Annotated in this window: 19 protein-coding genes; 8 read left to right on the top strand and 11 right to left on the bottom strand. The window is 70.5% G+C overall.

Translation table 11 applies throughout. The features are described 5' to 3' along the window. Positions 1-30: 30 nt before the first annotated feature. The 3 genes from mmsB to OG505_RS17055 form a co-directional block, all read right to left on the bottom strand. On the bottom strand, positions 31-1,329 hold the full coding sequence (gene mmsB / locus OG505_RS17045) for a multiple monosaccharide ABC transporter permease (protein ID WP_053652775.1): 1,299 nt from the start codon (positions 1,327-1,329) through the stop codon (positions 31-33). Then, positions 1,326-2,873, bottom strand: coding sequence for a multiple monosaccharide ABC transporter ATP-binding protein (mmsA, locus tag OG505_RS17050; protein WP_405425627.1), 1,548 nt, complete (start codon positions 2,871-2,873; stop codon positions 1,326-1,328). The genes mmsB and mmsA overlap by 4 nt, the downstream gene beginning before the upstream one ends. 530 nt (positions 2,874-3,403) lie before the next feature. Further along, entirely contained in the window at positions 3,404-4,582 is a 1,179-nt protein-coding gene (locus OG505_RS17055; protein WP_405425628.1) for a glutathione-independent formaldehyde dehydrogenase, read from the bottom strand. 222 nt (positions 4,583-4,804) lie between these two features. On the opposite strand from OG505_RS17055, the gene OG505_RS17060 reads away from it, so the two are divergent. Together OG505_RS17060 and OG505_RS17065 are read left to right on the top strand one after the other, a co-directional pair. Continuing rightward, positions 4,805-6,571: an ATP-binding cassette domain-containing protein gene (locus tag OG505_RS17060; RefSeq protein WP_405425630.1), complete on the top strand. Its 1,767-nt coding sequence runs from the start codon at positions 4,805-4,807 to the stop codon at positions 6,569-6,571. Further along, the gene (locus tag OG505_RS17065) at positions 6,561-8,009 is read left to right on the top strand and encodes an aminotransferase class V-fold PLP-dependent enzyme (protein WP_405425632.1); all 1,449 of its coding nucleotides are present in this window, start codon (positions 6,561-6,563) and stop codon (positions 8,007-8,009) included. The genes OG505_RS17060 and OG505_RS17065 overlap by 11 nt, the downstream gene beginning before the upstream one ends. Before the next feature lie 12 nt (positions 8,010-8,021). Here OG505_RS17065 and OG505_RS17070 read toward each other — a convergent pair whose 3' ends face one another. Then, a complete protein-coding gene (locus OG505_RS17070; protein WP_405425633.1) occupies positions 8,022-8,420 on the bottom strand; it encodes a hypothetical protein in 399 nt (132 codons plus the stop codon). A gap of 278 nt (positions 8,421-8,698) precedes the next feature. On the opposite strand from OG505_RS17070, the gene OG505_RS17075 reads away from it, so the two are divergent. The 4 genes from OG505_RS17075 (at position 8,699) to OG505_RS17090 (ending at position 12,819) form a co-directional block, all read left to right on the top strand. Continuing rightward, entirely contained in the window at positions 8,699-9,955 is a 1,257-nt protein-coding gene (locus tag OG505_RS17075; protein WP_405425635.1) for a family 16 glycosylhydrolase, read from the top strand. A 169-nt stretch (positions 9,956-10,124) separates the two neighbouring features. Then, entirely contained in the window at positions 10,125-11,147 is a 1,023-nt protein-coding gene (locus tag OG505_RS17080) for a DUF4331 family protein (RefSeq protein ID WP_405425636.1), read from the top strand. 126 nt (positions 11,148-11,273) lie between these two features. After that, the gene (locus OG505_RS17085) at positions 11,274-11,819 is read left to right on the top strand and encodes a hypothetical protein (RefSeq protein ID WP_405425637.1); all 546 of its coding nucleotides are present in this window, start codon (positions 11,274-11,276) and stop codon (positions 11,817-11,819) included. Positions 11,820-11,835: 16 nt separating this feature from the next. Further along, positions 11,836-12,819 (top strand): hypothetical protein, encoded by a 984-nt coding sequence (locus OG505_RS17090; protein ID WP_405425638.1) that lies wholly within the window; start codon positions 11,836-11,838, stop codon positions 12,817-12,819. A 118-nt stretch (positions 12,820-12,937) separates the two neighbouring features. Here OG505_RS17090 and OG505_RS17095 read toward each other — a convergent pair whose 3' ends face one another. From OG505_RS17095 to OG505_RS17110, 4 genes are all read right to left on the bottom strand, one after another. Further along, on the bottom strand, positions 12,938-13,306 hold the full coding sequence (locus OG505_RS17095) for a hypothetical protein (protein WP_405425640.1): 369 nt from the start codon (positions 13,304-13,306) through the stop codon (positions 12,938-12,940). Between the two features lie 204 nt (positions 13,307-13,510). After that, positions 13,511-16,522 carry a fibronectin type III domain-containing protein gene (locus OG505_RS17100; protein ID WP_405425642.1) on the bottom strand — a complete coding sequence of 1,004 codons (3,012 nt, stop codon included), beginning with the start codon at positions 16,520-16,522 and terminating at the stop codon, positions 13,511-13,513. A 156-nt stretch (positions 16,523-16,678) separates the two neighbouring features. Further along, positions 16,679-16,909, bottom strand: coding sequence for a DUF2188 domain-containing protein (locus tag OG505_RS17105; RefSeq protein ID WP_405425644.1), 231 nt, complete (start codon positions 16,907-16,909; stop codon positions 16,679-16,681). A gap of 73 nt (positions 16,910-16,982) precedes the next feature. Then, the gene (locus tag OG505_RS17110; RefSeq protein WP_405434546.1) at positions 16,983-17,642 is read right to left on the bottom strand and encodes a M23 family metallopeptidase; all 660 of its coding nucleotides are present in this window, start codon (positions 17,640-17,642) and stop codon (positions 16,983-16,985) included. A gap of 147 nt (positions 17,643-17,789) precedes the next feature. On the opposite strand from OG505_RS17110, the gene OG505_RS17115 reads away from it, so the two are divergent. Beyond that, positions 17,790-18,482 carry a hypothetical protein gene (locus tag OG505_RS17115; RefSeq protein WP_405425645.1) on the top strand — a complete coding sequence of 231 codons (693 nt, stop codon included), beginning with the start codon at positions 17,790-17,792 and terminating at the stop codon, positions 18,480-18,482. A 13-nt stretch (positions 18,483-18,495) separates the two neighbouring features. After that, positions 18,496-19,062 carry a TetR/AcrR family transcriptional regulator gene (locus tag OG505_RS17120; RefSeq protein ID WP_405425647.1) on the top strand — a complete coding sequence of 189 codons (567 nt, stop codon included), beginning with the start codon at positions 18,496-18,498 and terminating at the stop codon, positions 19,060-19,062. 61 nt (positions 19,063-19,123) lie between these two features. Here OG505_RS17120 and OG505_RS17125 read toward each other — a convergent pair whose 3' ends face one another. From OG505_RS17125 to OG505_RS17135, 3 genes are all read right to left on the bottom strand, one after another. Continuing rightward, the gene (locus OG505_RS17125; protein WP_405425649.1) at positions 19,124-19,267 is read right to left on the bottom strand and encodes a hypothetical protein; all 144 of its coding nucleotides are present in this window, start codon (positions 19,265-19,267) and stop codon (positions 19,124-19,126) included. Positions 19,268-19,534: 267 nt separating this feature from the next. Beyond that, on the bottom strand, positions 19,535-20,521 hold the full coding sequence (locus OG505_RS17130) for a TolB family protein (protein ID WP_405425651.1): 987 nt from the start codon (positions 20,519-20,521) through the stop codon (positions 19,535-19,537). Then, positions 20,518-21,798 (bottom strand): MFS transporter, encoded by a 1,281-nt coding sequence (locus tag OG505_RS17135; protein WP_405425652.1) that lies wholly within the window; start codon positions 21,796-21,798, stop codon positions 20,518-20,520. Before OG505_RS17135 ends, OG505_RS17130 begins: the two co-directional genes overlap by 4 nt. Positions 21,799-21,979 lie beyond the last annotated feature (181 nt).

Below are 21,979 nucleotides of genomic sequence, written 5' to 3' on the forward strand. Positions count from 1 at the left end.
TGGAGACGGGTGGTGAGGGTCGGTGGCCGTTCAGCCGGACACCGCTGCCTTGGCGGGCTCGCGCTCCGCGTCCGGCGGTGAGGCGGGCGGTCCGGATTCCTCGCGACGGAATGGCCGCATCAGGCTTCCGATGATCGAGAAACGACCCTGGCTCTTGTTGTAGACGTCGATCGCGACGGCCAGCAGCAGAACCAGCCCCTTGATGATCTGGACGCGGTCGGTGCCGACGCCCATCAGTTGCAGGCCGTTGTTGAGCACGGCCATCACGAGACCACCAACGATCGACCCGCTGATGGTGCCGATACCTCCGGAGACGGCCGCGCCGCCGATGAAGACCGCGGCGATCGCGTCCAGCTCCCAGCCGTTGCCGTCCTGCGGACCGGAGGCCGCCGAACGGGCCACGAAGATCATGCCGGCCAGCGCTGCCAGGACGGACATGTTCATCATGACGAAGAAGTTGACCCGCTTGAGCTTCACGCCGGACAGCTCGGCCGCCCGGGAGTTGCCGCCCACCGCGTAGATGTGCCGGCCGCCGGCCGTGTTGCGGGTGTAGAAGGAGTACGCGATGACAAGCGCGACAAGGATGATGCCGGAGATCGGGAAGCTGGTGCCGACGCGACCGCTGGCGAAGCGCAGCGCGGCGAAGGCGATGACCCCGACCATGACGCCCATCCGCAGGATCGAGATCCACATCGGCGCCGGGTCGGCGTCCATCTCGCGGCGGGTCTTGCGCGCCTGGAGTTCGCGCCACACCACAGCCACCGCCGCGGCGAGGCCGAGCAGCAGTGTGGCGTTGTTGTAGCCGGTGTCCGGCCCGAACTCGGGCAGGAAGCCGGAGCCGATCTGCCGGAAGCCCTCGGGCACCGGGATGGTGTTGGCGTTACCGATGAACTGGTTGCCGCCGCGGAAGAGCAGCATGCCGGCCAGGGTCACGATGAACGCGGGCACCCCGATGTAGGCCACCCAGAAGCCCTGCCAGGCACCGATGAGGGCACCGACTCCGAGGCCGAAGAGGATGGCGAGGGGCCAGGGCAGTGACCAGTCGGCCATCGCCTTCGCCACCAGGATGCCCGAGAAGGCGGCGACGGACCCGACCGAGAGGTCGATGTGCCCGGCGACGATCACCATGAGCATGCCGATGGCCAGGATCAGAATGTACGAGTTCTGCTGGAACAGCGCGATCAGGTTGTCCGACCGCAGGGTAAGGCCGTCGGTCAGGATCTGGAACAGGACGACGATCGCCACCAGGGTGAAGATCATCCCGAACTGGCGAGCGTTGGAGGTGGTGCCTCCGAAGAGGTTCTTCTGAAGGTCCTTCAATCGGCTCATCGTGTCAACATCTTCTTCGTCGAGGTCATCTGCTTCATGAGGTTCTCCGGGGTCGCGTCGGCCCGGGCGATCTCGCCCGTGATGGCGCCTTCGAACACGGTGTAGATGCGGTCGCAGAGCCCGATCAGCTCAGGCAGCTCCGAGGAGATGACGACGATGCCCTTCCCCTGGTCGGCGAGCCGCTGGATGATGCCGTAGATCTCGTACTTGGCACCCACGTCGATGCCGCGCGTCGGCTCGTCGAGGATCAGCAGGTCCGGGTCGGTGAACATCCACTTGGCCAGAACGACCTTCTGCTGGTTGCCGCCGGAGAGCTTGGAGACGCTCTCGTCGACCGTCGGGGCCTTGGTCCGCAACTCCTTGCGGTACGCCTCGGCCGCCTGGTACTCCTCGACCTCGTTCAGGACGCCGTGGTGGGAGATCTTGGACAGCTTGGCGGCCACCGTCGAGGACTTGATGTCGTCGAGCAGGTTGAGGCCGATCGCCTTGCGGTCCTCGCTGACGTACGCGAGCCCGTTGTCGATCGCGTCCGCGACCGACTTGAGGACGATCTCCTTGCCGTCCTTGATGATCGTGCCCGACTCGTACACCCCGTAGGAGCGGCCGAAGACACTCATCGCGAGTTCGGTGCGGCCCGCGCCCATCAGGCCGGCGAAGCCGACGATCTCGCCGCGGCGCACCACGAAGCTCTCGTTCTTGCAGACCTGGCGCTCGGCGGAGATCGGGTGCCGGACGTTCCAGTCGCGGACCTCGAAGAAGACCTCGCCGATGTTCGGGGTGTGGTCCGGGAAGCGGCTGCCCAACTCGCGGCCGACCATGCCCCGCACGATCCGGTCCTCGTCGACCCCGTCCGCCTTGACGTCCAGGGTCTCCACGGTGCGGCCGTCGCGCAGGATGGTGATCTGGTCGGCGATCGCCTCGATCTCATTCAGCTTGTGCGAGATCATGATCGAGGTGATGCCGCGCGAGCGGAACCCACGCAGCAGGTCCAGCAGGTGCTTGGAGTCCGTCTCGTTCAGCGCCGCCGTCGGCTCGTCCAGGATGAGCAGCTTCACGTCCTTGGCGAACGCCTTGGCGATCTCCACGAGCTGCTGCTTGCCGACACCGATGTCCTTGATCAGAGTGTCCGGATCCTCCTGGAGGCCGACCCGGGCCATCAGGTCCAGCGCCATCCGGTTCGCGGCCTTCCAGTCGATCGCGCCGTGCTTGCGCGGCTCGTTGCCGAGGAAGATGTTCTCGGCGATCGACATGCCCGGGATGAGCGCGAGCTCCTGGTGGATGATCACGATTCCGGCGTTCTCACTGGCCCGGATGTCGGAGAACCTGCTCTCCGACCCCTGGTAGATGATCTGGCCGTCGTAGCTTCCGTACGGGTAGACCCCGCTGAGGACCTTCATCAGCGTGGACTTGCCCGCGCCGTTCTCGCCGCAGATGGCATGGATCTCGCCGGCGCGAACCACCAGGTTGACGTCGGAGAGGGCCTTGACTCCGGGGAACTCCTTGGTGATGGAGCGCATCTCAAGGAGGGTGGGCACGTCGTTCATCGCTCGTACCACCTCGCCAACGTCATCGTCGCCTCCGGAAGGTTGAACCTTCACTTGGTTTTGTTGTTGACGGCAACGTATTGCGGTGAACAGGCCATCCGCAAGGCGAAAGCCTGTTGAAAATGTAACAATCCGGCAATATAGACGTACCAGAATAATCGCCTGTCACAGCCGTCCCCGCAGCCCCTCCTGGCACCATGGCCTGCCGGTGGCAACGTTGTCAAATGCGGGGCCGGGGGGTGATCAACTCCGGTCGCTGCCACCAGGCCCGCCACCAGGCACGATCTCCGCCGGCCGGACGAAGGACAACCTACCCGCGAGTACGCCGCCATCGAGCGATCTTGATCGCGCGGCGCAGCCGGCACCACCCAAGGGACGCGACGAGCACCATCGGCCGCCGGTGTGACCCACGCCTCGAATGGCGGGACGGATCGACGACGGTGATCTCGTCACGCGCACCACCAGCCGGATCCACGACTGAACGTCCCTTAAGTGCGGATTAGGCCCCAAGGGCACGATGCGCCGGCCGGTCAGCTCGGGCGCAGCACCGCTTTGATCACCCCCTTCTCCCGACGGTCGAAGCTGCGGTACAGCTCCGGCGCGTCCGCGAGGGTGCCGTGGTGGGTCACGATCACGCCGGGCCGGGCGCGACCGGCGACGACCAGGTCGCGCAACAGCACGGTGTAGCGGCGGTCGTGCGTACGGCCGAACCGGACCGCGACGCCCTTGCTGAACAGCGTCCCCCACGGCGCGACCAGATCCTCGCGGGCGCTCGCGCCCGGCCGGGGGTGCGGGTCCTTGTCCGGGTAGACGCCGGCGACCCCGATCGAGCCGGCGGTGTTGACCAGCCGGGCCGCGTCGGCGATGACCTGGTCCGGGCGCTCCTGGTCGGGGCGCTCGCGGTCGCGCGCCTGGAACCCGACCGCGTCGATGACCCGGTCGATCCCGCCCAGCTTCTCCTCGCCGAGCGGCAGGCCGGCCCGCGCGCGGTCGGCACGGATCTGCTCGACGGGGTCGCCGAGGCGGAAGTCGACCGGAACGGCCCCGATCTCACCGGCCTTGTCGAGCCGGGCGTCGACACCGTCGACGCAGTAGACGACCCGCGCGCCCCGTAGCAGCGCCGAGTACGCGCCGAGCAGGCCGATGGTGCCGGCGCCGAACACGGCCACGGTGTCGCCGGCCTGGACCCCGGCGAGGGTGGCCGCGGCGTGCCAACCGGTCACGAACGCGTCGGCGAGCAGCACGAAGTCGTCCTCGTACGCGTCACCCGGCTCCCCCGGCACGGGCACGCAGTTCGCGTCGGCCCACGGCACGCGCAGCAGGTCGGCCTGGGCGCCCCGGTACGGGCCCATCCCGGCGTAGCCGTACGCGGCGCCCGGCCCCTCGGCCCGGGCCCGCAGGCAGGCCGCCGAGAGCCCGCGGGCGCACATCACGCAGGTGCCGCAGAACAGGTGGGTGGGGATCACCACGCGGGTGCCCGGACGCACGGTCTGCACCGCCGAGCCGACCTCCTGCACCACGCCCAGCGGTTCGTGACCGAGCACCAGCCCGGGGTCGGCGCCGGTGCGCCCGTCGTACATGTGCAGGTCGGTGCCGCACAGCGCGGTGGAGGTGATCCGCACGAGCGCGTCGGTCTGCGCCTCCAGCATCGCGTCGGGCACCTCCCGCACCGCGACGGTCCGGACGTCCGCGTAGACGACGGCTCTCATCCCGACTCCCCTTCCGGTGGTGGAGTGTCGGTCTTCCCCCGGTCGGGTCGTTCATGCCGCGGTGATGTCGGCCGGTCGGCCCATCGACCGGGCCTGCTCGGCCTCGACGGTGTGGATGATCCGTCGTGATCGAGGCCCCAGCGGCGCCCGGGGCGCGACGTAGTATCGACGAGGCGCGATGTCAGGCGCACCATGTCACCGACCGGATCGGGCACCCTCGACATGACGACCGAGCAGACCGCCGCACCACCGCGTACCGGCGTCGCCATCGTGGCCGCCGGCCTGGGCCAAACTGTCCAAGGTGGACACCGCATCCTGGACGACATCTCCCTGACCGTCGCACCGGGCGAGCTGGTCGCGATCATCGGGGTCAGCGGCGCCGGCAAGACCACCCTGCTGGAGACGCTGGCCGGGGTCCGCCGACCGGCTGCGGGCACCGTGGCGTACGACGGCAGCGCCGCGCCGGGCGCGGTCGGCTTCGTCCCGCAGGACGACATCATCCACCGCGAGCTACCGCTGGCCCGCACCCTGCGCTACGCGGCCCGGCTGCGCCTGCCCTCCGGGACCGGCCCGGCCGAGGCGTCCCGTCGGGTCGCCGCGGTGCTCGCCGACCTGCGGCTCACCGAGCGGGCCGACGTGCCGGTGGGCCGCCTCAGCGGCGGTGAGCGCAAGCGCGCCAGCATCGCCGTCGAACTGCTGACCCGACCCGGCGTGTTCTTCCTCGACGAGCCCACCTCCGGGCTGGACCCGGCGATCGCCGTGGAACTGCTCCGGGTGCTGCGTACCCTCGCCGACGCCGGGACCACTGTCGTGCTCACCACCCACCAGATCACCGACGTGGACCGTTGCGACCGGGTCGTCGTGCTGACCCGCCAGGGCCGGTTGGCCTACGCCGGCACGCCCGCCGCCGCCCGGGAGTTTTTCGGCCTGCGGTCCTTGGCGGAGGTGCACCTACGGCTTGACGAGGAGTCCGACCCGGCCAGGTGGCCCGAGCGCTTCGCCGCGTACCGCGACGCCGACCGGGCCGCCGACACGGTCGACCCGGGCCCGGCCGGCCCGTGCCCCGCTGGGAGCGATCCGGGCACCACGGAGCACCCGGGCGCGACCGGCCACCCGAGCGTGACGGACGACCCGGGCGGGACCGCCCCACGGCGGGTCGGTCGGTTTCGCCAGTGGATACTCCTCGCCGCGCGCAACGCGGAGATCGTCGCCCGCAACCGGCTGACGCTGGCGATCCTGCTCGGCTCACCCCTCATGGTGCTCGGCATGTTCGCGCTGCTGTTTCGCCCCGGCGCCTTCGACCCGGCGAACCCCCGCCCGAGCGTCACCGTGATGATCCTGTTCTGGATCGCGTTCGGCGGCTTCTTCTTCGGGTTGACCTACGGGCTGCTCCAGATCTGCACGGAGTTGCCGATCCTGCGTCGGGAGCGGCTTGCCGGTGTCCGGCTGCTCCCGTACCTGCTGGCGAAGGTCGCGGTGCTGCTGCCGCTGCTCGCCCTGGTGGATCTGGCCCTGCTCGGGGTGCTGCGCGGCATGGACCGGCTGCCCCCGGTCGACGGCGGCGACTTCGCCGCCCTGTACGCGACCCTGCTGCTCTCCTCGGCGGCCGCGCTCGCGCTCGGCCTGCTCTGCTCGGCGGCCGTCTCCGACGCGGCCCAGGCGACGCTCATGCTGCCGATGCTGTGCTTCCCGCAGGTGCTGTTCGTCGGGGCGATCCTGCCGGTGCCGGCCATGGCGGCCGGCGGCCGGTGGCTCAGCTACGCGATGTCGAACCGGTGGGCGTTCGAGGGGCTGGGGCACACCGCCGGGGTGGAGCGGCTCTGGCGCGACGGCGGCTCGCCGCTCGGCCCGCCGCTGCTGCAGACGTACGGCGACAGCTTCTCCCGGCCGATCTGGGTCGACTGGCTGGTGCTCGGCGGTTTCGTGCTGGTCTTCCTCGCCGCCGCGTGGGCGGTCCTGGTGCGCCGGGAGGCCCGCCGTGCCCCCTGAGCACGCCCCTCCCCCCTCACCGCCGGCGCTGCCCGGGTACGCCGACACCGCCCGGATCGACGAGCTGCGCGCCACCGAGTACCAGCACCTCGACCGGCACGGCCAGGTCTACCTCGACTACGCCGGCGCCGGGGTGACCGCGCAGGCTCAGGTGCGGGCGCACCACGACCGGCTGCTGGCCAGCCTCTACGGCAATCCGCACTCGGAGAGCCCCACCAGCGTGGCGGCCGGGTCGCTGGTGGAGTCGACCCGGCGGGCGGTGCTCGACTTCTTCCACGCCGACCCGGCCGAGTACGCGGTGGTCTTCACCCCGAACGCCAGCGGCGCCTGTCGACTGGTCGGCGAGGCGTACGACTTCGGCCGGGCCGCGCCGTTCGCGCTGACCTGGGATAACCACAACTCGGTCAACGGCATCCGGGAGTACGCCCGGGCGGCCGACGCGCCGGTGCGGTACGTGCCGCTGAGCGGGCCGGAGCTGCGGGTCTCCGAGTCCGACCTGGTCACGGTGCTCGACGCCGGGCGGCGGGGGCGGTCCGGTCGCGGTGGACTGTTCGCGTACCCGGCGCAGAGCAACTTCTCCGGCGTGCAGCATCCGTTGGACTGGGTCGAGCTGGCCCACCGGCACGGCTACGACGTGCTGCTGGACGCCGCCGCGTTCGCCGCGACGAACCGGCTGGATCTGCGTGCCGTCCGACCCGACTTCGTCTGCCTGAGCTGGTACAAGCTCTTCGGCTACCCGACCGGCGTCGGCGCGCTGCTGGCCCGCCGCGACGCGCTGGCCCGGCTGCGCCGGCCGTGGTTCGCCGGTGGCACGATCCGCGCGGTCAGCGTGCAGGGCGACTGGCACCGCTCGATGGACGGCGAGTCGGCGTTCGAGGACGGGACGCTCAACTTCCTGAGCATCCCGGATGTCGAGTTCGGGCTGCGGTGGCTCGACTCGATCGGTGTGGACCTCGTGCACACCCGGGTCGGTCTGCTCACCGAGTGGCTGCTGGGCCGCCTGTCCGCGCTGCGGCACCGCACCGGCGAACCGTTGGTGCGGGTGTACGGGCCGACGACGGGCGTGGGTCGGGGCGGCACCGTGACGTTCAACGTCCTGCGCCCGGACGGGTCCCCGGTGGACGAGCGGCTGGTGGCGCGGGAGTCTGCCGCGGCCGGCTTCTCGCTGCGGACGGGCTGCTTCTGCAACCCGGGGGCCGGTGAGGGCGCGTTCGGGATCAGCGGGACCTCGTTGCGGCGAGGGCTGCTCGCACGCATCGACACGATCGATGAGTACCTCGGCGCGCTGCGGCTGCCGACCGGCGGCGCGGTCCGGGTCTCGTTCGGCCTGGCCTCCAACGCCTCCGACGCGCAACGCTTTCTCGCCTTCGTCGAGGCGTCCTACCTCGACCGGGAGGTCAGCGCCGAGCCTCCGCTGCCTCCCCGCCTGCGCTGCTGACGCGCCCCGGGGCTAGACGGCCTGCGCCACCGACGCCGGGCGGTGCTTGATCTCCTCCATGAACGCGAAGCGGGCGGTCAACTCGGCGAGCGTCAGCCCGGCCCGCCAGGCCGAGGCCACCTGGGCGACCTGGAGAAGGTCCATGCAGTCCCCGCGCGCGAGCACCTCACCCGCGGACCGGACGTCGATCATGAAGTATCGGGCCTGCGAGCCCAGCCCGATGCAGACCACCCCCTGATCGGAGTGCAGCTCGGCGCAGGTGAACCGGGCACGTCCCTGCTCGGGGGCGGTCACCCGCCCGATGTCGAGCTGCAGGCGGGCAGCGGTCTCGATGAGCGCGGGGGCGAGGCCACCCCGCTCGACCAGGTCCGGGTAGAGGCGCACACCCAGCGCCGTCGACGCGTCGCTCATGACTGACTCCCACTTCCTTGTGACAGAGACCAGCAGCACGCAGGTTACGGGGAGGTTTCCTGCGAACCTCGTCATCCTGTCGCGCGTGGACGCTCCACGGCAATAGGAAGGGTCGATTCGACCGCTATCGAGGGGTGCGGTCCGCCGGTAACGGACCGCCGTCGCATTGGAAACACTCTTGACAGAAAGTCATGATATCGACATGCTTCACTTCAGAGAGCGCTCTCCGACCTCTCCGGCGCGCAGCCTCCGCCACCCCCTCCGCTGAGGAGCCTCCCGTGTTCACAGCCCGTCCCGCACCCCGCCTGCGGCCCCTCGCCCTCGCGGCGGTCGCCCTCGTCACCACCCTCGCGTCCCTCACCCTCCCGGGGCAGTCCGACCGGGCCGAGGCCGCCATCGGCCCGATCACCTGGCAGGACGAGTTCAACGCCCCGGCCGGCACACCGGTCGACCAGAGCAGATGGCGCTTCGACATCGGCGGTGGCGGCTGGGGCAACAACGAGCGGCAGTACTACACCAACAGCACCAGCAACGCGGTGCACGACGGCCAGGGCAACCTCGTCATCACCGCCCGCCGGGAGAACCCGGCCAACTACCAGTGCCACTACGGTCGCTGCGAGTACACCTCGGCACGGCTGCTGAGCGCGGCGACCTTCACCCAGACGTACGGCCGCTTCGAGGCCCGCATCAAGATTCCGCGCGGCCAGGGCATCTGGCCGGCGTTCTGGATGCTCGGCACCGGCGGCGGGTGGCCCGACGCTGGCGAGATCGACGTCATGGAGAACATCGGCCGGGAGCCGAACACCGTCTACGGCACGGTGCACGGGCCTGGCTACTCCGGCAGCGGCGGCATCACCGGCAGCCGGACCCTCGGCAGCCCGCTCGCCGACGGCTTCCACGACTACCGGGTGGACTGGGAGCCGAACGCGATCACCTGGTACCTGGACGGGGTGCAGTACCACCGGGTCGACCCCGCCCGGCTCGGCGGCAACCGGTGGGTGTTCGACCACCCGTTCTTCATGATCCTCAACGTGGCGGTCGGCGGTAACTGGCCCGGCTACCCGGACGGCTCCACGCAGCTCCCCCAGCAGATGCTGGTCGACTACGTCCGGGTGTCGAGCTACACCTCCGGCGGCGGCGACCCGGCGCCCGGCACCACCCGGATCAGGGGGGCGCAGAGCGGGCGCTGCATCGACATCCCGAGCGCCAACCCGGTCGACGGCGCCAAGCTGCAGATCTGGGACTGCAACACGACCGCGGCGCAGGCGTGGACGTTCGCCTCCGACGGCACCGTCCGCGCGATGGGCAAGTGCATGGACCCGGCCTGGGCCGGCACCGCCAACGGCACCGAGGTCAACCTGGTCAGCTGCAACGGCAATCCGGCCCAGCGCTTCACGCTCAACGGCGCGGGCGACCTGGTCAATCTCAGCGCCAACAGGTGCGTGGACGTGCGGGACGCCAACCCCAACAACGGCGGCAAGCTGCACCTGTGGGACTGCCTCGGCGCGGCCAACCAGAAGTGGTCCCGCTTCTGACGAGGTCGGCACGAGCGGTGGGCCGTCCGGGAACCGCTTCGGACGGCCCACCGCCGCGTGCGGCATCTCCGGTCACCGGGTCAGCCTGATTCGGTCGATGGACCGGGCAGCCGCATCCCGCCCGCTATGTTCGTTTTAATCCGGATATAGCCGTTACGGGAGTGAGCCCATGTCGCACCACCTTGACACCCCCCTCGCCGCCCAGGGCGGCCAGCTCTACATCGACGACCTGTACGTCTTCAACGGCGACCGCGCCACGGTGCTCGTCATGGACGTCAACAGCTCGGTGACCAAGGCCGACATCAAGCGCGGCTTCCACGCCGAGGCCCGCTACGAGTTCAAGATTCACTTCAACGGCTCGGACCTGGAGGAGCTGACCTACCGATTCGCCTTCGGCGAGCCGGACGGCAACGCCACGCAGACCCTGGAGCTGTACGAACTCACCGGCGCGGACGCCCGCGACGACGCCGCCATGGGAACCCCCATCGCCCAGGGCAGGACCGGCGAGGTGACGACCGGGCAGCGCGTCCGGATCTGGGCGGGCCGGATCACCGACCCGTTCTACATCGACCTCGACGAGCTCGCCACGATCAACGGCGCGGTCAAGAACGGCGCGCGGGTGGACCGCTCGGCGTGGCGAGCAGACCAGGCCAAGAACAGCTTCGCGGGCACCACCGTCGAGTCGATCGTCCTGGAGGTCTCGCACGACGAGCCGCTGCTGCGCGAGGGCACCGAGATCGGCGTCTGGTGTCGGACCCTGCTGGCCACCGACGCGGGTGGGTGGCGGCAAATCAACCGCGCGGGCCACCCCATGATGTGGCCCGTCTTCTGGCCGCACGACACCGACTTCTCCGACCCGGCGAACTTCCGGCACCCCCGCCAGGACCTGCCCGAGGACGGGGAGGAGATCGCCACCGCGGTCGCCGGGGTCGTCGCGGCGAACGGCACCGCGCCGGACCCGCAGGCGTACGGCTGGAGCGTCGCCCGGCAGCTCTACCCGGACGTGCTCTCGTACACGGTCGGCACGGCCGCGAACTACGGCTTCGCGGTCCGCAACGGCCGCACCATGGCCGACAACGCGCCCGAGGTGATGTTCTCCCTGGTCCTCAACACCGGCACCACCTCGGGCCTCACGCCCGACGTCACGAAGGCCGCCCGCGCCGACGCGTTTCCGTACGTGGTGCCGGCCTGACCTGAGCAGAAGGCCAGGCGGCAGGCGTGATCCGGGTGACTCGGCGGCGTTTGCCGGTTTTTGGGGTCTTTGCGCAATTACGCTCCGAACCGCACCTCATGGGCAATTTAGGACGAAGGAGACTTGATGCGCAGGAAACTTCTCGCGGGCGTGGCCGGCATTGCCGCCGCCCTCGCTCTCGCAGGGCCGGCCGCCGCCGACACGACGGGCAACACGATCGTGACCCTCACCATCGACGCCGCCGGTGGTCTCTCGATCACGGTACCGGCGACGGCGAACATCGGGCACGGCGTGGAGGGCTCGACCGTCAGCGGTCAACTCGGCCCGGTCACCGTGCTGGACCAGCGCGGGTTGCTCACCCCCAACTGGACCGCCACCGTCATCTCCACCGACTTCGTCACCGGCGGCGGCACCTCCGGGGAGACGATCCCGAACATCAACGTCCTGTACTGGTCGGGTCCCGCGACGGCAACCGCCGGTGGCGGCACCTTCACACCCGGTCAGCCCACTGCGGCCCAGCAGGTGGTCATCAACGTTCCCCGGACGGCGATGAGCCACACCGGCGGCACGGGCAACAACTTCGCCACCTGGAACCCCACCCTGGTGGTGAACGTGCCCACCGGCACCGTCGACGGTGTCTACACGGGGACGGTGACACATTCGGTGTTCTGACCCGTTCGGCCGGCTGGTGCTGCTGGCCTCGGTCGCCCTCGTGGTGCTCGGGGTTTCGGCGGCACCAGCCGTTGCCGTGCGGGAGCAGCGACAGGAGCCCGCCGAGGATGCCGCGATCAGCATCCGCATGCTGGACGTCCCCGCCAGTCGGGTGCAGGACCCCCGGGCCCGGGTCTACATCGTGGATCACCTGAAGCCCGGAACGACGATCAACCGTCGGGTCGAGGTGCAGAACACCTCCGGTGAGTCGCAAAAGATCGAGTTCTATTCCGGCGCGGCGTCGGTCGAGAACAACGCCTTCACCGTTCCCGAGGGACGCGCGGGCAACGAACTCAGCGGTTGGATCCGGCTGAAGACCGCCGGGATGGAACTGGACCCGGGCGACCGACGGCCGGTCGAGGTCGAGATCGCCGTGCCGAAGAAGGCGTCGAAGGGCGAACGGTACGGGGCGATCTGGGCGCAGGTCAGCAGCGCGAAGGAGCGCACCGGCAACGTCACCCAGATCCACCGGGTGGGCATCCGGGTCTACCTCGACATCGGTCCGGGTGGTGAGCCGCCAACGGACTTCCGCATCGACGGGCTGGCCGCGGAGCCCGGACCCGGCGAGTTTCCCGTAGTCACCGCGGAGGTCACCAACACCGGTCAGCGCGCGCTGGACATGACCGGCACCCTGTCGCTGAGCAAGGTGGCAGTCCAGGCCGGCCCGTTCAAGGTGACCAACGGGGTGACGATCCTGCCCGGCCAGAGCGGCCAGGTTCGGGTCGAGGTCAACCAGGCCCTGCCCGCGGGCACCTGGGACGTGCACGCGAAGCTCGCCAGCGGGACCGTGGAACGCACCGCGACCGGGAAGATCGTGCTGCCCGTCGCGGCGCCGATGGCGGTCACCGCATCCACCGGGCCGAGTTGGCTGGTCTACACGGTCGGCGGGATCGCCCTGCTGGTGCTCATCACCCTTGGTGGCTGGTATTTGATCCGCCGGCAACGGATCCAACTGGCCTGACCCGTCCCCACCTCCAGAGACTGCCCGGCCGTTCCTCGGAACGGCCGGGCAGCGACGTCTCACGGTGGCGCACCGGCCTGATCGGCGCGGCAGCGCCGCAGCCCTAGACGAGTAAGTCCTATCGGGTGACGGGTTGGCCGGTGTTGCGGTTGTGCCAGATGGCGGCGGTCAGGGCTGGGAGGCGTTGGGCGATGCGGGCGCTGACGTCTTCGATGCTGCGGCCGTCGTGTAGTTCCAGGTCGAGTTGGCCTTTTGAGGGTGTCGTTGACCGACTCGATGAGTTGTCGGATCGGTTTGAGTAGGTGTTCGTCGGGGCGTGGGGTGCGGTTGCGGTATGACGGTCGCAGAAGCCCGCTTCAGCAACGGCAACGCCGGACCGCACCCCGAGCAATACCTGCGCCACGGCCAGGGTCAACAACTCGGCATCGGTCAACCGCGGCGGCCGTGCGACCCGGGCAGGGCGTTTGAGCCAGTCATCGATCTTCACATACCAGTGCGGTGAGAAGGGTGTTGATGATCCGCTTTGGCTGCCCGCCGCGTCGATGTGCTGTTCAGCGGTATACCTCAGAGGTATGAATATGACTCTGAGGTATACCGCTCACGACCGCATCCGCACCCACGGAGGTCACTGACGGTCACCGCCGGTCGCCGGCTGCGCCCACCGCCCCAGCCAGGGTTAGGAATTACTCGTCTAGATCACGGAGTGGGTCACGACTGCCACGTAGTCGCCGACCACCACCCCGGCCGGGAACGTCACCCACAGGGTGGGGCTCCAGGTGGCCGAGTTCGGGCCACCGGTCTGGCCGGACCACCCGGCGGCCGTACGCGGGGTGTTCAGCACCGCGCCGGGCTGCGGGAGGAAGGTTCCGACGCCGCTGGTGGCGAGGGCCGCCCCGGAGGCGTACGTGATGCTGCTGTTGGGGATGGCCTCGCCACCCGAGCCGGAACCCGTGGTGAAGCTCGTGCTCGAGACGACGCTTACCCAGTTTCCGGAGAAGGGCCCGCGGTCGTCGGTGACGGTCACCGGCCCGAGTTGGCCCGAGACGCCGGTCGTGTCCGAGGTGACGGTGCCGAGTGCGGAGATCGCCGGGATGCTGATCGAGAGCCCGCCGAGCGGGCTGATGACCAGCTCGACTCCCCGGGTCGCGGACTGGTTGAACGAGTCGGTCACCCGGACAGTGAACGGGAACGTTCCGGACACGGTGGGCGTACCGGAGAGCAGGCCGGTGACCGGGTCGAGGGTCAGCCCGGCGGGCAGGCTCCCGGCGCTGACCGACCAGGCGAACGGGCTCGTTCCGCCGGCCACCGTGAGCTGGTACTGGTACGGCACGTACGCCTTGCCGGGCGGCGGTGACGCGAAGGTCAGCGTCGGTGGCGGGTTGACCGTCACCGACGCGGAGGGGGCCGACTGTCCGCCGGTGCCCGCCGCGTTGATCGCGGCCACCCGGAAGGTGTACGTCGCGCCGCCGGTCAGTCCGGTGACGGTCTGGATCGTGGCGGTCCCGGTGAAGGTCTGCGGCGTCTGCGCCACACCGCCGATATACGGCGTCACGGTGTAACCGGTGATCGGCGAACCGCCGTTGGCCGGGGCCGTCCAGCTCAGCGTGGCCGCGGTGGTCCCCGCGGTGGCCGAGGTGATCGTCGGAGTGCCCGGCAGGGTGTACGGGACGACCGCCGCCGAGGCCGGGCTGGCCGCGCCGGTGCCGTACGCGTTCACCGCCGCCACCCGGAAGGCGTACGACGAGCCGGCGGTCAGCCCGGTCAACGTGCGACTGGTGGTGGAGGCGGCGAAGGAGAGGGTCGGCTGGGTGACACCGTCCCGGATCGGGGTGATCAGATACGTCGTGATCGGGCTTCCGTTGCTCGCCGGCGCGGTCCAGCTCACGGTGGCGCTGGTGACGCCCGCGACCGCCGTGGGCGTGACCGGCGTGCCGGGCGCGGACGCGTAGACGTAGCTGGCCGATCCCGCGGAGCCGCGGGTGACGACGCTGACGGTGACCGTGGCGGCGCTGGAGCGGGCGGGCATGGAGGAGATGCCGAGTGTGCCGTCGGAGTTCACGGTGAAGCAGCCGGCGGCCGGGCCGGACGTGCACGGCAGCAGCAGCACCGACGTACCGGCCTGCTGTTCGGCGGCCGTACCGATGGTGATCGCGGTCGCCGCGGCGAGGTCGCTTCCGCCGACGGTGACCGCGATGCCCCCGGCGATCGAGCTCTGCGCCGGGGTGACGGTCACGCCGCTCGGTGCGATGCCCGGCGCGACGGGCGTGGTGGCGGAGGAGTAGCCCGGGTTGGCGTCGATCGAGGACGAGGTCGCCACCGTGGCGGTCTGGATCAGTGCCGGCGTCACTCCGTTTCCGGTCACGGTCGCGACGACAGTGATCGGCGGCAGCGAGGTCCCGCCGGGGAACGGGCCGTTGCTGTTGGTGCAGCTGATGGTCTGCCCGGACGGTGCGCCGCAGACCCAGCCGGAGCCGAACGCCCCGCGCGGTACGACCCCGGTGGGCACGGTCTGGGTGACCGAGATCGGCGCCGTCTCGGTAGCCCCGGCATCGACCCCTGCGGTGATCGAGTAGGTGACGGGATCGCCGGGCTGCGGGCTGAGGCCGACCGCGCTGGTCTGCGACACGTTCAGGTCCGGCACCGGGTTGAAGGTGACCGCGCGGGCGTTGTCGACCTCGTGGAAGTCGGTGACCGAGCCGGTCGAGCCCACCCAGCCGAAGGCAAGTTGCCGAGGGAAGCCGCTGGCGTTCAGCCAGGTCGGTGACGGGTACAGGCTTGGCGACACGACCGGGAGGCTGCCGGCCAACGTCCGCGCCGATCCCCCGACCGGGGTGAATCGGACCCGGTACTCGCCGGCCGGAACGGTGATCCCGGTGTCGGTCGTGTACGGAGACGACGTGGTGTTGGCGACCACCTCGACCGGCACCACCGAGGCGGCGCGGGTGGTGGCGCGCAGCGTCAGCGCGGGCGACGAGGTGCTGGTGGCCGTGCTGTTGATGGCGCAGTAGCCGACACCGTTGCGGCCCGGTCCACGGATCACGACCTGGCCTGGCACCCGGGTGTTGGTGGTGGAGATGTACGGCGGATTCGTGCAGCCGGAGCCCTGGTAGAGGCTGTTGCTGAAGTTGCCGAAGACGTCCAGCCCGACGCCCAGGTAGCCGTTGGACAGACCCACCGAGCCGCCGTTGAACGCCGCCGAGTAGCCGAGGGATCCGCCCGGCTGCCCGATGACCGCCGGGGACAGCGGGTTCGCCGGATCGACGGCGGCCAGCGCGAACGCCAGGCCGTCCGCTCCCGGGCTGGAGCCGCCGTACTGGTAGGTGTTGAAGGAGACGTGCAGGCCCTGCGAGGTGGGCGCGCTCACCGCGCCGAACACGCCACCCTGCCGGGTGGCGATGGCGGGGGTGAGGCGCAACTTGCCCGCGCCCTGCGGGTCGGTGGACGTGGTGCAGCTCAGCAGCGGGCCGCTGGTCGAGTTGCCGGCCGCGCTCAGGCAGGCGGCGTTGGTGACGGTGGAGGATGGGACGCCCGGCACCGTCACGGGGCCGATGCCGTTCGCGGTGTTGTTGTGAAACGGCTGGTCGAACAGGACCGACCCGGCCGCCCACGCGAGAGGCGGCGCGAGCGCGAGGGTTCCCGCGGTCACGGCGACCACCAGAGCCGCAGCGCTCACCGGACGACGCCGCCGGCCCCGAAACGTCATGTCCACTCCCAGCTTTCACTTCAGCCCCGAAGTGGACTATATCCCCACAAATCCCCCAGTTGCGGCAGACGACGATAAGGCAGGAGATGACACGCGCAAAAGCGGACCGACCTCCTCGGTCACGCCGAAGAGGTCGGTCCGCAGCCGGTGCAGCGGTCAGCCCGCGATGTCACGTGGGTCGCGGCTGCGCGGGTACGTGTTCTTTTCACCGATCGTGCCGTCCTGCTTCTTGATCACATGCTCGACGCCCCGGTCGGCTGCCATGTCGCGCCCCTGCGCCTGCGCGTCGGCCTTGGAGTCGTGCGTGCTGCTGGCCCGGTCGTTGCCCTCCGGACGGTTCTTCCACTGCCCGTCTTCCTGGTACGTGTCGACGTCACCCTTGGCCATCGCCGGCTCCTCCCCTACGTCTGAACTGTCACCAGATCAGTGCCCCGAGCCGTGGAGGGTAAAACCGCGGTCCTCAGGAGACGGCCGGACAGTTGTCGCTCACCCGCCGAAGTATCTGTTCGCGTTCGTCGGTGGTGATGCCCGACGGCGTACCGCCGAAATGGGTCTCGACCTTGTCCCAGCCGCGGCGCTGCTCGTAGTGCAGGTGCGGAGCGCCGGAGTCGCCGGTGCTGCCGAGCCGCCCGATCTGCTCACCCTGGGCGACCTTCTGACCGACCTTGACCAGCGGCGGTTCGAGCATGTGCAGGTACTGCGTCTCCCACTTGCCACCGTGATCGATCTTCACCCAGTAGCCGCCACCGCGACCGCGCGGGCCTTGCGGATTCTCGGGCGTACGCCCACCCAGCGAACCGTTGATGCCCGCCACGGTGACCGTGCCGCCGTAGGACGCGAGCACCGGACGCCCCCACGCCTCGCCCTCGATGGGGAACAGGTCGACGTCGAAATCGTCGTGACCGGGGTAGGTGCTGAGCTGCCACGTCTCACCGCAGGCGACCGGCATCTGAAAGAGCGGACGGGGACCGGCCGGCCGCAGCAACGGCACGACCACCACGGCGACGCCGACCACGGCCGCCGCCACGACGAGCGCGAGGAGGACGGGGATCATGCGGCGGCGGGTGCGGCGGTGGCTGCGGGCTGGGGCGGGGCGGCCGGTCGTCACCGGTCCGAGCATGGCAGACGTCGGCAACGCCGCGATCGCGGGTCGCGCTCGCACCCAGGTGGCATTGCAGTTGCATCGCCAAAAGGCTACCGTGGTTACGATGCACTCGCATTGCAACTGAGGGGCGGAATGTCCACCCCAACCCCCGAGGACGACGAGATGACCGACACGAGGACGCCGATCAGGGCGAGGGTGGGACCACTGCTGCGCCGGGCGGCCGCGGCCGAGGCCGCGATGTGGCGCAGCCTCTACGTGTGGGCGCGGCGTCGTCCACTGCCGTTGAAGCCTGGCGACGAAACGTTCGGCTACCTCGGCGTGGTCAGGCCGATCCTCGGCATCTTCATCGGCCTGTCGGTCGTCGAGATCCCGATCTTCGACCTGATCGTCACCCACGTGGTGCCGTGGCCGCCGGCCCGCTGGATCGTGCTCGGCCTGGGCATCTGGGGCGTGCTCTGGATGGTCGGCCTCTTCGCCAGCATGACCATTCATCCACACGTCGTGGGTGACACCGGTCTTCGGGTGCGGGTCAGCTCGGGCATCGACATCTGGATCCCCTGGAGGGACGTCGAGGCGCTGCGCAAACGCCACCGCTCACTGCCGTCGGGCAGGTCCGTCCAGGTCGAGCAGGAGGGTGACCGGCGCGTCCTGCACCTCTCGGTCGGCAGTCAGACGAGCATCGACGTCCTGCTGCGCCGGCCGACGACCTTCGACCTGCCCACGGGCCGGTCCGCGCCGATGGACGAGCTGCGGCTGTACGCCGACGACCCCGACGGTCTGCTGCGCAGCGCCCGGGGCACGCCCGCGCCGGAGGCCGACCGCCGCACGACTGCGGCTCCCGGCCACCCACTGTGAAACGATCGAGGTCATGCCCAAGAAGGTCGATCACCAGCAGCGACGCACCCTCATCGCGGACGCGTTGATGCGGGTCGCCGCGGACCAGGGCCTGGAGGCGGTCAGCCTCCGCCACGTGGCCACCGAGGCGGGCGTGTCCGCCGGGATGGTCCAGCACTACTTCCGCACCAAGGACGAGATGATGACCTTCGCGTTGAGCGTGGTCCGCGAGCGCAGTCAGATTCGGGTCACCGAGGCGGTGGCGGGCCTGGGCGAGAATCCGTCCCCCCGGCTGCTGCTGCGCACGATGATCGCCGCGCTCCTGCCGCTCGACGAGCACACCCGCGACGACGGTCGGGTGGCGCTCGCCTTCCTCGCGTACACGGCGGTGCGGCCGTCGGCCGCGCCCAGCCTGCGTGAGGACACCGCCCAGCTCACCGGCTTCATCGCCAGCGTCCTGCCCGCCGGCCGTGGCGACGCCGCCGCGACGGGTCTGCTGGCGCTCATGGAGGGGTTGGGCGTCCACCTGCTCGGTGGGCAGTACACCGCCGAGCGGGCGCTGGCTGCCCTGGACGCCCACCTCGACCTGCTCTTCGGCTGAGCCCGCACGGCCGACGGGCCGTGACTCGACGTCGAGTCACGGCCCGTCGCTCGCGATCCGCTCAGCCCACCCGAGCGGCGGCCCGCGCCTTGCGCCGGCGCAGCTCGTCGGCGGTCATCAGCCAGGTGGAGTTCGTCGCCCCGAGACCGAGGAGCACCTGGTCGAAGGTGTTGCCGTCGTTGTCGTCGGTGTAGCAGAGACTCACCTCGCCCCACGGGGACGCGGCGACGGCCAGGGTGGTCGCCCGCTACGCCGGCACTGCGGCGCGGGCGCCCTGCCAGGGTGTCACCGCGGCGCCGGTGGCTCCCAGTCCACTGAGGACGAAGATGCGACGGCTCAGCCTTGCCATGGTCCACACCCTCAAGGCCGTCGATGAACGGCGAAGGCTGCGGCGCAGAAGCCGACGTGACGGGACGTTGACCGCGGCAAGGCGGTCAGGTGTCCTGGCCGCCCGAGGTTGGCGGCCGGGCCGTCAGGTCAGCGGCGACGGCGACTCGGCGCCGGGAATGAGCAGTCTCGGCGTACCGGACCCGTCGGCCGGGACGCTGAACACGTCGGGCCGACCGTCGCTCTGACGCAGTGTGTAGGCCAACGTGGCGTCGTCGAGCCAGGCTGCCTGATCGTCGACGCTGGTGGTCTCCGCCGTCGCGGTGACCCGCCCGGACGCCAGGTCGAGCACCGACAGCCGCCAGCCCTTCGTCGGGTCGGCGTCGATCGCCTCCTTGAAGGCGATCCGGGTGCCGTCGGGCGACAGCGACGGACACTCCACGTTCGTCCGCAACGTCTCGACGGTCCGGGCGGCCACGTCGCCGCGCACGAGGTACCGCTTACCGCCGGTGGCCATGGTCGCGTAGAAGTGGTTGTCGTCGGCGGTGAAGGTGACACCCCAGTAGTTGACGTCGGCGCTGCGGTAGCCACGACCGTCGCGCGTGATCGCGAACTCCTCCAGCGACGTCACGGTGGTGCCGGCGACGGTGTCGAGGAGGCCGGTGCGGGTGGAGAAGCCGCTCGCCGTGTAGGAGTCGCCCCCGACGAACGTCGTCCAGGAGACCATCCGGCCGGAGGCCGAGACCCGGGCCCGGTTGGGCAGGCCGGGCACGCTGAGCGTCCGCTTCTGGCGCAGCGCCGCGTCGAGCACCACGACCTGGTACGACCACGCGGTCTCCGGCCTCAGGCAGACACCGGTGCCGGCGGCCGCGTACACCCGCAGGCATTCCAGACCCGAGACGGTACGCGGCCCGGCGGGATCGGCGGTCGCGACGCTGGAGACGTACCGGTCGGTGATGGCCAGCAGACGCGGGCCCGGCGCCAGTGTGACCGCCTGGTCCCCGGCGGCGGCCGGCGGCGGGGTCCGGGCCGGCTCGGCGGCGATGGCGGCGTAGCCGGCCGCCACACTGGCCAACAGGACCGCGCTGGCGGCCACCACGCCGAGCTTCGCCCGGGTCGACATCGCGCTCATGGGGACACCTTCCGAGGACCGGGGCGGAACGGGGAGGCCAGCAGGAGCACGGTGACGACCAGGACGCCGACGACGGCCACGGCCGCCACCCGGACCGCCGTCTGCGGTCCCCACGCCTGCCAGGCCAACCCGAACAGGACCGACGAGACGAGGTACGCCAGCGCCTGCCCGGTCTGGACCAGGGCGATCCCGGTGGTCCGCAGCCGTGGTGGCAGCACCGGTCCGGCGAGCGCGATGAGCACGCCGTCGGTGGCGGCGTAGAACGCGCCGTACAGCGCGAGTGTCAGCGCGAGCGCCGGCCAGCCGTGCGCCGGCCCGGACAGCAGCAGGTAGGTCGCGCCGAGGGCCACGTAGCCGCCCACCACCACCGGCAACCGCCCGATCCGGTCGGCGAGCACACCGAGCGGTGCGGCGAGCACCAGGTAGGCCAGGCTGGTGCCCACGGCCAGCAGCGGGAACCACCGCAGACCAAGGTCCTCCCGGCGCTGGAGCACCAGGTAGACGAAGCCGTCGCCGATGGTGGCCAGGCCGAGCATCGTCGCGGCCAGCAGCAGCCGCCGGGCGGGCCGGCTGCGCAGCAGGCCGAACGCCTCGCGGACGGAGACCCGGGGCTCGTCCGGCCCGTCGGCCGGCTCGCCGGTCGGTCGCTCCCGGACGAACAGCACGAGCACGACGACGGCCAGGGCGGCGACGCAGAAGCTGGTGACGAAGACCGCGTCGTACGACTGCCCGACGGCCAGCAGGACCGCGAACGCGGCGAGCGGCCCGAGGAACGCGCCGAAACTGTCCATCGCCCGATGCACCCCGAACGCCCGGCCCAGGGCCTCGGGCGGGGTGGAGAGCGTGATGAGCGCGTCGCGGGGCGCGCTGCGAACACCCTTGCCGAGCCGGTCGACGGCGATGACGGCGCCGATCGCGGGCACCGACCGGCCGGCGAGCAGCAGGCCGAGCTTGGCGACGGCAGAGAGCGCGTAGCCGATGCCGGCGACCAGCTTGCGCCGTCGGAACCGGTCGGCGACGAAGCCGCCGACGACCCGCAGCAGCGCGGTGGCGCCCGTGTGGACCCCGTCGAGCACGCCGAAGGCCACCGGGCTGAGTTGCAGGCCCAGCACCAGGTAGAGCGGCAGGACGGCGGCCACCATCTCGGCCGAGATGTCGGTGATCAGGCTGACCGTGCCGAGCGCGACCACGTTGCCGCTGACCAGCGCGAGCCGTCGGCGTCGTGGCCCGGCGTCGGGCGGGTCGCTGACCGGCCGGGAGACGGACGACAGATACACGCGCATCTCCTCTGATCAATGGGCGACGGTCAGCCATCGTGACGATCCGATCGGGGGCGTCACAAGGGACCGCGAGGGGCGGACAACCATGCGGTGGGTGAACATCGGACAAACATCGAGGTGTTTCGCTGCTTGAGCGTACTGTTCACCTGGCGGCAGTCCGCCGGTTCATCGACCTTCT

It is taken from the genome of Micromonospora sp. NBC_00617, assembly GCF_045161355.1.
Lineage (GTDB): Bacteria > Actinomycetota > Actinomycetes > Mycobacteriales > Micromonosporaceae > Micromonospora.

Coding starts and splice junctions, on each gene's coding strand:
- mmsB (WP_053652775.1), bottom strand. CDS start 1,329: ATGAGCCGATTGAAGGACCTTCAGAAGAACCTCTTCGGAGGCACCACC.
- mmsA (WP_405425627.1), bottom strand. CDS start 2,873: ATGAACGACGTGCCCACCCTCCTTGAGATGCGCTCCATCACCAAGGAG.
- OG505_RS17055 (WP_405425628.1), bottom strand. CDS start 4,582: ATGAGAGCCGTCGTCTACGCGGACGTCCGGACCGTCGCGGTGCGGGAG.
- OG505_RS17060 (WP_405425630.1), top strand. CDS start 4,805: ATGACGACCGAGCAGACCGCCGCACCACCGCGTACCGGCGTCGCCATC.
- OG505_RS17070 (WP_405425633.1), bottom strand. CDS start 8,420: ATGAGCGACGCGTCGACGGCGCTGGGTGTGCGCCTCTACCCGGACCTG.
- OG505_RS17080 (WP_405425636.1), top strand. CDS start 10,125: ATGTCGCACCACCTTGACACCCCCCTCGCCGCCCAGGGCGGCCAGCTC.
- OG505_RS17085 (WP_405425637.1), top strand. CDS start 11,274: ATGCGCAGGAAACTTCTCGCGGGCGTGGCCGGCATTGCCGCCGCCCTC.
- OG505_RS17100 (WP_405425642.1), bottom strand. CDS start 16,522: ATGACGTTTCGGGGCCGGCGGCGTCGTCCGGTGAGCGCTGCGGCTCTG.
- OG505_RS17105 (WP_405425644.1), bottom strand. CDS start 16,909: ATGGCCAAGGGTGACGTCGACACGTACCAGGAAGACGGGCAGTGGAAG.
- OG505_RS17110 (WP_405434546.1), bottom strand. CDS start 17,642: ATGCTCGGACCGGTGACGACCGGCCGCCCCGCCCCAGCCCGCAGCCAC.
- OG505_RS17115 (WP_405425645.1), top strand. CDS start 17,790: ATGACCGACACGAGGACGCCGATCAGGGCGAGGGTGGGACCACTGCTG.
- OG505_RS17120 (WP_405425647.1), top strand. CDS start 18,496: ATGCCCAAGAAGGTCGATCACCAGCAGCGACGCACCCTCATCGCGGAC.
- OG505_RS17130 (WP_405425651.1), bottom strand. CDS start 20,521: ATGAGCGCGATGTCGACCCGGGCGAAGCTCGGCGTGGTGGCCGCCAGC.